The 12469-nt window shown below is 75.1% G+C and carries 8 protein-coding genes; 5 read left to right on the top strand and 3 right to left on the bottom strand.

Annotated elements, in window-relative coordinates; translation table 11 throughout:
* Positions 1-104 precede the first annotated feature (104 nt).
* A complete protein-coding gene (gene pcrA / locus ACIO5E_RS25700; RefSeq protein WP_400671956.1) occupies positions 105-2726 on the top strand; it encodes a DNA helicase PcrA in 2622 nt (873 codons plus the stop codon).
* A 12-nt stretch (positions 2727-2738) separates the two neighbouring features.
* Here pcrA and ACIO5E_RS25695 read toward each other — a convergent pair whose 3' ends face one another.
* The gene (locus ACIO5E_RS25695) at positions 2739-3545 is read right to left on the bottom strand and encodes a M23 family metallopeptidase (protein WP_400671953.1); all 807 of its coding nucleotides are present in this window, start codon (positions 3543-3545) and stop codon (positions 2739-2741) included.
* Between the two features lie 358 nt (positions 3546-3903).
* On the opposite strand from ACIO5E_RS25695, the gene ACIO5E_RS25690 reads away from it, so the two are divergent.
* Entirely contained in the window at positions 3904-4311 is a 408-nt protein-coding gene (locus ACIO5E_RS25690) for a cobalamin B12-binding domain-containing protein (RefSeq protein WP_280675033.1), read from the top strand.
* 107 nt (positions 4312-4418) lie between these two features.
* Here ACIO5E_RS25690 and ACIO5E_RS25685 read toward each other — a convergent pair whose 3' ends face one another.
* Positions 4419-6017: a DUF5691 domain-containing protein gene (locus tag ACIO5E_RS25685; protein WP_400671949.1), complete on the bottom strand. Its 1599-nt coding sequence runs from the start codon at positions 6015-6017 to the stop codon at positions 4419-4421.
* A 93-nt stretch (positions 6018-6110) separates the two neighbouring features.
* Positions 6111-7409 (bottom strand): SWIM zinc finger family protein, encoded by a 1299-nt coding sequence (locus ACIO5E_RS25680; RefSeq protein WP_400671946.1) that lies wholly within the window; start codon positions 7407-7409, stop codon positions 6111-6113.
* Positions 7410-7610: 201 nt separating this feature from the next.
* Between ACIO5E_RS25680 and ACIO5E_RS25675 the strand changes: the two genes are divergently transcribed.
* The 3 genes from ACIO5E_RS25675 (at position 7611) to ACIO5E_RS25665 (ending at position 12416) form a co-directional block, all read left to right on the top strand.
* A complete protein-coding gene (locus tag ACIO5E_RS25675) occupies positions 7611-8693 on the top strand; it encodes an AAA family ATPase (protein ID WP_400671943.1) in 1083 nt (360 codons plus the stop codon).
* 49 nt (positions 8694-8742) lie between these two features.
* Complete coding sequence (locus ACIO5E_RS25670; protein WP_400671940.1) at positions 8743-11151, top strand: DUF5682 family protein; 2409 nt, start codon at positions 8743-8745, stop codon at positions 11149-11151.
* Between the two features lie 101 nt (positions 11152-11252).
* Positions 11253-12416 carry a VWA domain-containing protein gene (locus ACIO5E_RS25665; RefSeq protein ID WP_400671939.1) on the top strand — a complete coding sequence of 388 codons (1164 nt, stop codon included), beginning with the start codon at positions 11253-11255 and terminating at the stop codon, positions 12414-12416.
* Positions 12417-12469 lie beyond the last annotated feature (53 nt).

The following is a 12469-nucleotide window of genomic DNA, read 5'->3' as shown; positions in this document are numbered from 1 at the left end:
GAGCCGTGCTCCGAGCTGTGCCCGAGTGGTGACCCGAGCCCGTTCGGCCCGAATTTCCCGGGCCGGGCGGGCTTGTCGGTGGGTGGCCATAGACTCGGAGTGCCATGAGTAGCCTCTTTGACGACCTCCCGCTCCCCGGTTTCGAGGCACCCGCCGCCGGGTCGAAGCAGCCCGCCGCCCCCCTCGACGAGGAGCCCCCGCCGTACGAGGACGACGCCCCGTACGAGGCCTACGAGGAGGCCATCCCGGAGGGGCTGTTCCAGACCGACCACGCCGCCGAGACCGCGCGCGACGCCTGGTACCGCAACGGCGCCGCCCGGCCGGTGGTGGACCCGGCGCAGCTGCTGGAGGGCATGAACGACCCGCAGCGCGATGCGGTGCTGCACGCGGGCTCGCCGCTGCTCATCGTGGCGGGCGCCGGCTCCGGCAAGACCCGGGTGCTGACCCACCGGATCGCCCACCTGCTCGGCGCCCGCGGCGTGCAGCCGGGCGAGATCCTGGCGATCACCTTCACCAACAAGGCCGCCGGCGAGATGCGCGAGCGCGTCGAGGCGCTGGTCGGCCCGCGGGCCCGGGCGATGTGGGTGTCCACCTTCCACAGCGCGTGCGTGCGGATCCTGCGCCGCGAGTCCAAGCTGCTGGGCTTCACGTCCAGTTTCTCGATCTACGACTCGGCCGACTCGCAGCGGCTGATGTCGCTGGTCTGCCGTGACCTCGACCTGGACCCGAAGCAGTTCCCGCCGAAGTCCTTCACGGCGAAGATCAGCAACCTGAAGAACGAGCTGATCGACGAGGAGACCTTCGCCGACCAGGCCGCCAACCCGATGGAGAAGAAGCTCGCCGAGGCGTACAAGCTGTACCAGCGGCGGCTGCGCGAGGCCAACGCGCTGGACTTCGACGACATCATCATGACGACGGTGAACCTGCTCCAGGCCTTCCCCGACGTCGCGGAGCACTACCGGCGCCGGTTCCGGCACATCCTGGTCGACGAGTACCAGGACACCAACCACGCCCAGTACATGCTCGTCCGCGAGCTGAGCGGGGGATCCGTCGCGGCCGCGCCGAAGCGCACGGTGGACGGGGAGTTCGTGAACCCGGCGGCCGGGCGGCTGGCCGAGGTGCCGCCGGCCGAGCTGTGCGTCGTCGGTGACGCGGACCAGTCGATCTACGCCTTCCGCGGCGCGACGATCCGCAACATCCTCCAGTTCGAGGAGGACTACCCGAACGCGACCACGATCCTGCTGGAGCAGAACTACCGCTCCACGCAGACCATCCTGAGCGCCGCCAACGCCGTCATCGAGCGCAACGCCAACCGGCGCGAGAAGAAGCTCTGGACGGCCGGCGAGCACGGCGAGCGGGTCGTCGGCTACGTCGCGGACGACGAGCACGGCGAGGCCCAGTTCATCGCCGACGAGATCGACCGGCTCACCGACGCGGGCGACGCCAAGCCCGGCGACGTCGCGATCTTCTACCGGACCAACGCCCAGTCCCGCGTGTTCGAGGAGGTGTTCATCCGGGTCGGCCTGCCGTACAAGGTGGTCGGCGGGGTGCGCTTCTACGAGCGCAAGGAGGTCCGGGACGTCCTGGCGTACCTGCGGGTGCTCTCCAACCCGGAGGACACCGTGCCGCTGCGCCGGATCCTCAACGTGCCCAAGCGCGGCATCGGCGAGCGGGCCGAGGCGATGGTCGACGCGCTGGCCGCGCGGGAGCGGATCTCCTTCGCCCAGGCGCTGGTGCGGGTCGACGAGGCGTACGGGATGGCCGCGCGCTCGGCCAACGCGGTGAAGAAGTTCAACACCCTGATGGCCGGGCTGCGGCAGGTCGTCGAGTCGGGCGCGGGCCCGGCCGCGGTGCTGGAGGCCGTCCTGGAGGAGACCGGCTACCTGGCCGAACTCCAGGCCTCCACCGACCCGCAGGACGAGACCCGGGTGGAGAACCTGCAGGAGCTGGCCTCCGTCGCCCTCGAGTACGAGCAGGACCCGGGCGAGCGGCCCGACGCCGGTGAGGACGGCGCCCCGCCGGTCGGCTCGCTCGCCGACTTCCTGGAGCGGGTCGCGCTGGTCGCCGACTCCGACCAGATCCCGGACGAGGACGAGGAGGGCCAGGGCGTCATCACGATGATGACCCTGCACACCGCCAAGGGCCTGGAGTTCCCGGTGGTCTTCCTGACCGGCATGGAGGACGGGATCTTCCCGCACATGCGGGCGCTCAACCAGGTCAAGGAGCTGGAGGAGGAGCGGCGGCTCGCCTACGTGGGGCTCACCCGGGCGCGGGAGCGGCTCTACCTGACCCGCTCGGTGCTGCGCAGCGCCTGGGGGCAGCCCGCGTACAACCCGGCCTCGCGGTTCCTGGAGGAGATCCCGGAGAACCTGGTGGAGTGGAAGCGGACGGGGGCGGCGCAGGCGCCGGCCGCGCGCGGCTTCTCCTCGGGTTCGTCCTGGGGCAAGTCCTCGTCGGGGGGCGGCGGTTCGCGCTCCTCGTCGGCTTCCTCGGCCTCCTCGAAGCCCAAGGCGGGCTGGGGGCAGTCGGCGCGGCGCGGCGGCCAGGTCGTGGAGCGGGACGTCGTCTCGCTGGCGGTCGGGGACCGGGTCACCCACGACACCTTCGGGCTGGGCACGGTGGTGGGCGTCACCGGCGTCGGCGACCGGGCGCAGGCCACGGTCGACTTCGGTTCGGAGGGCCGCAAGCAACTGCTGCTGCGCTACGCGCCGGTGGAGAAGCTCTGACGGGGAGGGTTCCTAGCGCGGGTCGAGCCCGTTCGAGAGGAACCACGGCAGCGGGTCGACCGGCCCGCTGCCGGCCGGGCGGATCTCGAAGTGCAGGTGCGGGCCGGTGCTGTTGCCGCTGCTGCCGACGAAGGCGATGACGTCGCCCTGCTTCACCGGCCCCTTGCGGACCTTGTACGCCCTCAGGTGGCAGTACCAGGCCTCGGTGCCGTCGGACATCTTCAGTATCGACATGTAGCCGTACGACGGGTTCCACAGGGTGCGGATCGTGCCGTCGGTGACGGCCATGACCTGGGAGCCGCCGTCCACCGGGAAGTCGATGCCGGTGTGGCGGTTGGCCCAGTGGGTGCCGGCCTCGCCGAACAGTTCGCCGAGGCCGTGCTGGGCGACCGGCATGACCACCTTGGGCTTGGCGGGCTCGGCGGTCGGCTGTGCGGTCGGGTCGTCGGTGGGCTGGGCGCCGGCCAGCGGCTGGCGGGCGTCGCCGCGGGAGGCCTGGGTCGGGCCGCCGGCCGCAACCGCCTGCTGCGCGGCCGCCTTGGCGGCCTCGGCGCCGCCGTCGGCCGGGTTGTCCGGGGCCTCGACCGCCGTGTGCGGCGCGGTCCGGCCGGCCGCCTGGACGCGCTGATCGGTCTCGCCCTGCACGGTGACGGCTGCCGCGGCGGCGACCCCGAGGGCGGCCACCGACGGCAGCGCGACTCGCAGCAAGGCCGTCCGGGTGGCCGCCTTGGCGGCGCCGCGGCGCTCGGCGCGGGACTGCTCGCGGGCGGCGAGGCGCAGCTCCGCACGGGTCGGGCGGGCGGCTGCGTCGGGAGCCATCGGGGGCTGCCTCCTCGGTGGGCCTCAGGGCGCGTCGTCGGGCAGGGGGACCGGCAGGGGAAAGCGACGGGGAAAGCGGGGGAAACCAGCCGAGACTGTAGCCGCAAGGCCGATGCCCCGGAAAAACCTCCGATTGTCAAGAGGTCGGCCGGGGGTCTGTGCGGAGGGTGGGCGGACGGGTATACCCACTGGCAGCAAGGCCGGTGGCTGTGACTTTGCCCTCCTCTTGGGAGGTGGCACGGCCAACCGGGCCGGGTGGCGCTAACCTCCCCTCAGGTTGGTTATTGACCGTTAACCGCGCCCGTGGCCCGCAGGGTCCGGTCGGATGGTGGACGACGAGGTCCAGCAGGAGGCAGTGATGAGTGTGTCGGGACCGATCCGTGTGGTGGTCGCCAAGCCGGGGCTCGACGGTCACGACCGGGGCGCCAAGGTCATCGCGCGTGCCCTGCGCGACGCCGGTATGGAGGTCATCTACACCGGGCTGCACCAGACGCCCGAGCAGGTCGTCGACACCGCGATCCAGGAGGACGCGGACGGCATCGGCCTGTCGATCCTCTCCGGCGCCCACATGACGCTGTGCGCGCGGGTGTTGGAGCTGCTGAAGGAGCGCGACGCGGCGGACATCAAGGTCTTCTGCGGCGGGATCATCCCGGACGAGGACATCGCCGAGCTGAAGGCGATGGGCGTCGCGGACATCTTCACCCCGGGCACGCCGACCCGGGAGGTCGTCGCCTGGGTCGAGGCCAACCTGCGGGCGGCCGGCTGAGGTTGACGGTACGGGCGGGCCGGTCCTCGGGGACCGGCCCGCTTCGTCGTTCCGGGGACCGGCCCGCCCCTTCGGGGACCGTCCCGTCGCTTCGCGGGTGCCGGTCGTCAGGCGTCGAGTTCGGCCAGCATCGCGGCCCGGAAGCGCAGCGTTCCGGCCAGCCGGGCGAAGGTCTCCGACCATGCGGAGTCCGGGGCGGCCTCGGCGGCCAGCTCCTCCACGGCGGCCGCGGTCTCCGGGGCGAGCGCGCGCTCCGTCATCCCGAGCACCCCGCTGTGGCTCCACGGGTACGCGCCGGAGCCGGCGGCGCGGGCCAGGGCCGTCACCACGGCGGTGGACAGCGGCGGCGTCCACGGCGTGCCGCAGGCGCCGAGCAGTTGGAAGGCCTCGCCGAGGCCGTGCACCTCGATGAACGCGGCCGTCCAGGTGGCCCGTTCGCCGGGCGGGAGGACGGCCAGCAGCTTGGCGGGGGCGCCGGTGACGCGGGGAGCGCGGGCCCGTCCGGCGCCGCGGGCGGGTGGTGTGGGCGCCGGGCCGAGCAGGGCCCGGGCCCAGTCGGCGTCGTGCTGGCGGACGGCGGCGCGCGCCCAGGCCTCCCGCAGGTCGTCGGCCCAGCTGCTGCTGGTCTCGTCGATGCTGTCGCCGACCCGCAGGGCGAGCAGGTGCTCCGGGGTCAGCCCGGTGCTCTCCGGCCAGAGCCGCAGCGGCGCGGCGGCGACCACCTCGCCGAACCACCAGGCCCGTTCGCCGCGTCCGGTGGGGGACTTGGGCGGTATGCCGTCGCGCTGCATGGCCGCGTCGCACTCGGCGGGCGGGGTGACCAGCAGGTGCGTCCCGGCGTCGGAGAGACGGACGGCGGCGCTCGCCCGCTCGGCCATCCGCCGGGCGAGGGCCGAGCCGGGCAGGGTGGACAGCAGCTCGGCGGCGGTGGCGCGGACGTTCTTGCTGCGGTCGCCGAGGGCGGCCTCCAGGAACGGCTCGTCGGCGGGGGAGAGGCCGTCCTGCAGGGCGTCCAGGAAGAGCAGGCGGTCCTCGGCCCGCTCGGTGGACCAGGTGCCGCTCAGCAGTTCCAGGCCGGCGGCCGGATCGTGGCGGCGCAGCAGGGTGAGGTGGGTGACCCGCTCGGCGAACAGGCCCTCGTGCCACAGGTGGTGGTCGACGGGCTGCCCGGGCCGCTCGGCCGGGTCGGGGGCGGCGGTGCGCAGCACGAACCGCCAGTCGGGGTTCTGCTCGGCCAGCCAGCGGCCCGGCGGGCCGGCCAGTGCGACGGCGTCGGAGCGCAGCTCGTTGCGGGCGCGGGCGGCGTCGAGCAGGCCGGGTATCAGCGCGCCGGGCGGGCGCAGGCCCCGGGCGCGGGCGGTGGCGAGCCACTGCGGGAGCAGTTCGGCGAGGTTGGCCAGGGTGGCGCCGCCGCTGCCGGTCCGGCCGGCCAGCAGGACGGCGAGGCGGCGGGCGGCCGCCGCGGGCAGCTCCGGGCGGGGGTCCTCGGGCGCGGGCGGGCCGGGCGGTCCGGCGGCGGGCACGGGCAGGGCGCCGGCCCGGCGGCGGACGGTCGCGAGGGCGGCCAGCTCCAGCAGGGCGGTGGCCGGATCGGCCGGGTCGACGGTGTCGGCGAGGGGGAGGGCGGTGACCGGGAGCGGGCGGCGGTCGGTGCCGAGCAGGGCGGTGGTGTGCAGGGTCTCCCACGGGTCCTGGGTGATCGTCATTCTCTGGGCTCCTGAGGTGCGTTGGACCGGTCGGTCTTAGGGCTTGTCTGACAATTCCCGCCGCGCGCGTCGACGCGAATTGTCAGACAAGCCCTAGACGGTGGTGAGGCCGATCGGGCGGTCGTGGCCGGCCCAGGCCGTGACCGGGGCGAAGCCCTGGTGGCCGTACTCGCCGAAGACCGTCAGCGGGCGGCCGGTGGAGACGGCGGCCAGCCGCCACAGCGCCGCCTCCGGAAGAGCCGAGGTGTGCACGGGCAGGGTGTGGTGGCCGTCCGTCAGGTACCAGCCCTCCGGGGTGCGGACCGGTACGGCGCCGGCGAGGACGGTCGGCCAACTCTCCAGCCACGGGTCGTCGGCGACGGCGGTGCCGTAGCCGGCCACCGCCTCGGCGACGGTGAGGCCGGCGGGCGGGCCGGCCGGGCCGGGCTCGGGGGCGCCGTAGCGGGTGCCGAGGGCGGCGCGCAGCGGCCGGGCGCCGGGGTGGAAGGCCAGCTCGGCCTCCAGCAGGTGGCCGGTGGGCAGGGCGAGGTCGGGGGCCTGGCCGGGGCGGCCGAAGGCGAGCAGCAGGGCGGGGCGGCCGGTCTTGGCGCCGCGCAGCCAGACCCGGCGGGTGGTGAGCCGGTCGTCGGACGTGTCCCGGCTGCCGAGCGCCTGCCAGCGGTCGCGGACGGTGGGGCCGGCCAGGATCTCGGCGGTGTCGGTGGGGTAGCCGACCCGGGTGCGGACGGTGGCGGCCAGCTCGGGCGGCAGTTCCTCGACCCGGGTGGCGGCGGTGGCGAGCAGGTGGAGCATCGCGTACTCCTCCAGGAGTCGGTCCTGCGGGGTGGCGTCGAGTTCGCGGACCCGGGTGGCCAGGCCGGGGGCCTGGGCGTCGACCATCCGGGCGGCGACCTCCTCCCAGGGCCCGGCGGTGGACTGGTCGGCCAGGCCGTGCCGGACCCGGTCGGCCAGGCGCAGCCGGAGCTCGGCCGCGCCGGCCGCCACCCGGGCGCCGCGCCGCTCGGCCCGGCGGCGGGCGGCGGCCGGGTCGGCCGGGGCCGCGACGCGCTTCTCGGCACGCTCCTCGCGGGCCTTGAGCCAGTCGGCCGCCCACGCGGCGGGTTCGGCGGCCGGGACGGCCTCCGGGGCGCCGCTCCACAGCAGGAGGAGCCCGAGCGCGTGCTTGCACGGGAACTTCCGGCTGGGGCAGCTGCACTGGTAGGCGGGCGTGGCGAGTTCGATCACGGTGCGGTACGGCGTGCTGCCGCTGCCCTTGCACTCGCCCCAGAGCGCGGTGCCGTCGGTGCCCGCCCCGGACCAGGGCGCGGGTGAGGAGAGCTTGCCGGCCGCCCTCTGCGACGCGGCGTCAGGTGCCAGGGACAGGACGTGTTCGGTGCTCCAGCGTTCCTCCATGCGACCGACCGTAGGCGGCGGCACTGACATCGGCTGACCACCCGTCCGGAGCCGTCGCGGGAACGGGGCGAGGGACCGGCGCGGACTGTCAGTGCCGAGGTGCAGGGTGGTTCCCACAGGCCGGGACGCCGACCTGGCTCCCCCCGATCACCCTGCCGCCGGGGCACCCGTGCGCCCGGCGGCCGACCCGAAGGAGCCCCCATGACCGACGTTCTGCGGCAGCATGCCGAGGACGCCTTCGCCGGTGAACTGGCCGCGCTGGCCGCGCAGGACGACCGTCCGCGCCCGGAGCGCTGGAAGCTTTCGCCGTGGGCCGTGGCGACGTACCTGCTCGGCGGCGAACTGGCCGACGGCACCCCGATCACCCCCAAGTACATCGGCCCGCGCCGGGTGGTGGAAGTCGCCGTCACGACCCTGGCGACGGACCGCGCGCTGCTGCTGCTCGGCGTGCCCGGCACCGCGAAGACCTGGGTGTCCGAGCACCTGGCCGCGGCGATCAGCGGCGACTCCACCCTGCTGGTGCAGGGCACCGCCGGCACCCCGGAGGAGGCCGTCCGGTACGGGTGGAACTACGCCCAGCTGCTCACCCACGGCCCGAGCCGGGACGCCCTGGTGCCCTCGCCGCTGATGCGGGCGATGGCGGACGGCAAACTCGCCCGGATCGAGGAGCTGACCCGGATACCGGCCGACGTGCAGGACAGTCTGATCACCATCCTGTCCGAGAAGACGCTGCCGGTGCCGGAGCTGGGCAGCGAGACGCAGGCGGTGCGCGGCTTCAACGTGATCGCCACCGCGAACGACCGCGACCGCGGCGTCAACGAGCTGTCCAGCGCGCTGCGCCGACGGTTCAACACCGTGGTGCTGCCGCTGCCGGGCTCGCTGGAGGAGGAGGTCGACATCGTCACCCGCCGGGTGAACCAGCTCGGCCGATCCCTGGAGCTGCCCGAACTGCCGGGCGGCGCCGAGGAGATCAGGCGGGTGGTCACCGTCTTCCGCGAGCTGCGGGCCGGGATCACGGCGGACGGCCGGACGAAGGTCAAGAGCCCCAGCGGCACCCTCTCCACGGCGGAGGCGATCTCGGTGGTGACCAACGGCCTGGCCCTGGCCACCCACTTCGGGGACGGCGTGCTGCGGGCCGGGGACGTGACGGCCGGCATCCTCGGTGCCGTCGTCCGCGACCCGGTGGCGGACCACGCGGTGTGGCGCGAGTACGTCGAAGGGGTGGTGCGCGAGCGCGACGGCTGGAAGGACTTCTACCGGGCCGCCCGCGAGGAGGTGCGATGAACGAGCGAAGCGAGCGAGCCATCGGTGCCGGGCGTAGCGAGGTGGGCGCATGACCTCGGACGTCGCGCTGCTCGGCATCCGTCACCACGGCCCGGGCTCGGCCCGGGCGGTGGCCGCCGCGCTGGAGGCGTGGCAGCCGGACGCGGTGCTGATCGAGGGCCCGCCGGAGGCCGACGGCATCGTCCGGCTGGCCGCCGAGAAGGACCTGGTGCCGCCGGTCGCGCTGCTGGCCCACGCGGTGGACGACCCGGCGAAGGCCGCGTTCTGGCCGTACGCCGAGTTCTCCCCGGAGTGGGTGGCGATCCGGTACGGCGTCGAGCGCGAGCTGCCGGTCCGCTTCATCGACCTGCCCGCCGGGTACGGCTTCAGCCCCGCCGATGCCGAGGATCCCGTCGACTCCGAGGAGCCCGCCGAAGCGGTTGAACCCGCCGAGCCGGTCGTCGAGCCGGTCGCCGACCCGCTGGCGGTGCTCGCCGAGGCGGCCGGGCACGACGATCCGGAGCGCTGGTGGGAGGACGTGGTCGAGCACCGCGCGCCCGGCGCGGACGCGCTGGCACCGTTCGCCGCCGTCGCGGAGGCGATGGCGGCGCTGCGCGCGGAGGGCCTCGGCGAGTCCCGGCGGGACCGGCTGCGCGAGGCGTACATGCGCCAGCAGATCCGCGCCGCTCGCCGGGCCGGGCACGGCCGGATCGCCGTGGTGTGCGGGGCCTTCCACGTGCCCGCGCTGGCAGCGATGCCGACGGTCGCGCACGACCGGGCGCTGCTCGCCGAACTGCCGCGGAAGGTGAGGACGGACATCACCTGGGTGCCGTGGACGCACCGCCGGCTCTCCCAGGCCACCGGCTACGGCGCGGGCGTGCAGTCGCCGGGCTGGTACCACCACCTGTTCACCACCGAGGGCGACCCGGTGCCGCGCTGGCTCACCCGGGCCGCCGAACTGCTGCGTGCCGAGGACCACCCGGTCTCCTCCGCCCACGTCATCGAGGCGGTGCGGCTGGCCCGCACGCTGGCGGTGCTGCGCGGCCGTCCGCTGGCCGGGCTGACCGAGACCCTGGACGCCGTCCGCGCGGTGCTCTGCGAGGGATCGGACGTCGCCCTGGAGCTCGTCCGGGACCGCCTGGTGGTCGGCGACGCGCTCGGCGAAGTCCCGGACGCGGCACCGGCGGTGCCGCTCCAGCGGGACCTCGTCCGGCTGCAGCGCTCACTGCGGCTCAAGCCCGAGGCGGCGCCGAAGGACCTCGACCTCGACCTGCGCAAGGACACCGACGCGGCCCGCTCGCGGCTGCTGCACCGGCTGCGGCTGCTCGGCGTCGACTGGGGTGTGCCGGCCCGCTCCTCCGTCAACTCGACCGGGACGTTCCGGGAGAGCTGGCGGCTGTGCTGGCAGCCGGAGTTCGCGGTCCGGATCGCCGAGGCCGCCCAGTGGGGCACCACGGTCGAGGACGCGGCGACCGGCAAGGCCGTCGGCACCGCCCGCGCCGCCGTCGAACTCGCCGAGCTGACCGGCCTGGTGGAGACCTGCCTGCTGGCCGGGCTGGCCGGCGCGCTGCCCGCCGTGATGCGGGTGCTCGCCGACCGCGCCGCCCTGGACACCGACGTCGCGCACCTGGCCGGGGCGCTGCCCGCGCTGGTGCGGGCACTGCGCTACGGCGATGTGCGCGGCACCGACCACGGCGCGCTCGGCGAGGTCGCGTCCGGCCTGGCCGACCGGATCTGCGTCGGACTGCCGCCCGCCTGCGTCGGCTTGGACGCGGAGGGGGCGGCGGCGATGCGCGGCCGGCTCGACGAGGTGCACGGCGCGATCGGCCTGCTCGGCTCGGTGACCCGACCGGGGTCGGGCGACCCGGCTGCCCCGGACGCCCCGGGAGAGTCGGCCGCCGCCGAGAGCCCGGCCGCCGCCGAGAGCCCGGCCGTCGCCGAGGGCCTGGCCGACCGCTGGGCCGCCGCCCTGCGCTCGCTGGCCCGCCGCGAGCCGACCGGCGGCCCGGCCACCGGCGCCCCCGGTCTGCTGCGCGGGCGCGCCGTCCGGCTGCTGCTGGACGACGGCCGGCTCGACTCCGAAGAGGCCGGCCGTCGACTGCGACTGGTCCTGTCCGTCGCCAACGCCCCGGTGGACGCGGCCGGTTGGATCGAGGGCTTCCTCACCGGCGGCGGCGCCCTGCTGCTGCACGACCCGCGCCTGCTCGCCCTGCTCGACGAGTGGCTGACCGGAGTGCCCGGCGAGGTCTTCACCGACGTCCTGCCGCTGCTGCGCCGCACCTTCGCCGGGCTGGAGGCGGGCGTTCGCAGCACCGTCGGCAGCCGGGTCGCGGCCGGCCCGCTCGGCGAGGCCCCGGTGGCCCAGGCCTCGGGCGGTGCCCTCGACCGGGACCGGGCCGACGCCGCGGTCCCGGTGGTGGCCCTGCTGCTCGGCGTCCGGCCCCGGATCCCCCGGCAGGCCGCCGGCCGCGACACCTGACGGCCGCACCGTCTGACGGTCGCACCACCTCACGGCCGCACCGCCTGACAACCGCGACACCCGACGGCCGCAACACCCGACTACCCGTGAAGGAGGACCTGATGGCGACCACGACCGACGAACGGCTGCGCCGCTGGCGGCTGGTGCTCGGCGGCGAGGCCGACGGCACCGGCTGCACCCTGCGCGGCCGCGACGCCGCGATGGACGCCGCCCTCGCCGCGCTCTACCGCGGCGCGCCCGAGGAAGGCGGCCGGGCGGCCCGCGGCGGCCGGCGCAGCGCCGGGCTGGGCGGCTCGGCCCCGCAGGTGGCCCGCTGGCTGGGCGACATCCGCGAGTACTTCCCGTCCACCGTCGTCCAGCTGATGCAGCAGGACGCGATCACCCGGCTCGGCCTGGACCGCCTGCTGCTGGAGCCCGAGATGCTGGAGGCCGTCGAACCGGACGTGCACCTGGTCGGGACCCTGCTGTCGCTCAAGCACGCGCTGCCCGAGACCACCCGGGAGACCGCCCGGGCGGTGGTCGGCAAGGTGGTCGCCGATCTGGAACGCCGGCTCGCCGACCGCACCAGGGCCACCCTGGGCGGCGCCCTCGACCGCAGCGCCAAGGTCAACCGGCCCCGCCACCGCGACATCGACTGGGACCGCACCATCCGGGCCAACCTGAAGAACTACCTGCCCGAGCACGGCACCGTCGTCCCGGAGCGGCTGGTCGGCTACGCCCGTGCCCAGCGCGCGGTGAAGAAGGACGTCATCCTCTGCATCGACCAGTCCGGCTCGATGGCGCCGTCGGTGGTGCACTCGGCGGTGTTCGGCGCGGTGCTCGCATCGATGCGGACGCTGGACACCCGGCTGGTCGTCTTCGACACCTCGGTGGTCGACCTCACCGAACAGCTCACCGACCCGGTCGACGTCCTGTTCGCCACCCAGCTCGGCGGCGGCACCGACATCAACCGCGCGCTCGCCTACTGCCAGTCGAAGATCACCCGGCCGTCCGAGACCGTCGTGGTGCTGGTCAGCGACCTCTACGAGGGCGGCATCCGGGACGGCATGCTCAAGCGCGTCGCCGCGATGAAGGCGGCCGGCGTCCAGTTCATCGCCCTGCTCGCGCTGTCGGACGAGGGGGCGCCCGCCTACGACCACGCCCACGCCGCCGCGCTGGCCGCCCTCGGCGCGCCGGCCTTCGCCTGCACCCCGGACGCCTTTCCGGAGATCATGGCCGCGGCCATCGAGAAGCGCCCGATCCCGGTGCCCGACCAGGGAGCGTGAGGATTCACCCGGACGTGCGAAACCCGCCGACCGGTGGACGGGGGCCCGCCACC

The organism is Kitasatospora sp. NPDC087314, from assembly GCF_044744365.1.
Lineage (GTDB): Bacteria > Actinomycetota > Actinomycetes > Streptomycetales > Streptomycetaceae > Kitasatospora.
This window is presented reverse-complemented; position numbering and strand designations above follow the sequence as displayed.

Excerpts from the sequence above, each read along its gene's own strand:
- pcrA (WP_400671956.1), top strand. The coding sequence starts at position 105 with ATGAGTAGCCTCTTTGACGACCTCCCGCTCCCCGGTTTCGAGGCACCC.
- ACIO5E_RS25695 (WP_400671953.1), bottom strand. The coding sequence starts at position 3,545 with ATGGCTCCCGACGCAGCCGCCCGCCCGACCCGTGCGGAGCTGCGCCTC.
- ACIO5E_RS25690 (WP_280675033.1), top strand. The coding sequence starts at position 3,904 with ATGAGTGTGTCGGGACCGATCCGTGTGGTGGTCGCCAAGCCGGGGCTC.
- ACIO5E_RS25685 (WP_400671949.1), bottom strand. The coding sequence starts at position 6,017 with ATGACGATCACCCAGGACCCGTGGGAGACCCTGCACACCACCGCCCTG.
- ACIO5E_RS25680 (WP_400671946.1), bottom strand. The coding sequence starts at position 7,409 with ATGGAGGAACGCTGGAGCACCGAACACGTCCTGTCCCTGGCACCTGAC.
- ACIO5E_RS25675 (WP_400671943.1), top strand. The coding sequence starts at position 7,611 with ATGACCGACGTTCTGCGGCAGCATGCCGAGGACGCCTTCGCCGGTGAA.
- ACIO5E_RS25670 (WP_400671940.1), top strand. The coding sequence starts at position 8,743 with ATGACCTCGGACGTCGCGCTGCTCGGCATCCGTCACCACGGCCCGGGC.
- ACIO5E_RS25665 (WP_400671939.1), top strand. The coding sequence starts at position 11,253 with ATGGCGACCACGACCGACGAACGGCTGCGCCGCTGGCGGCTGGTGCTC.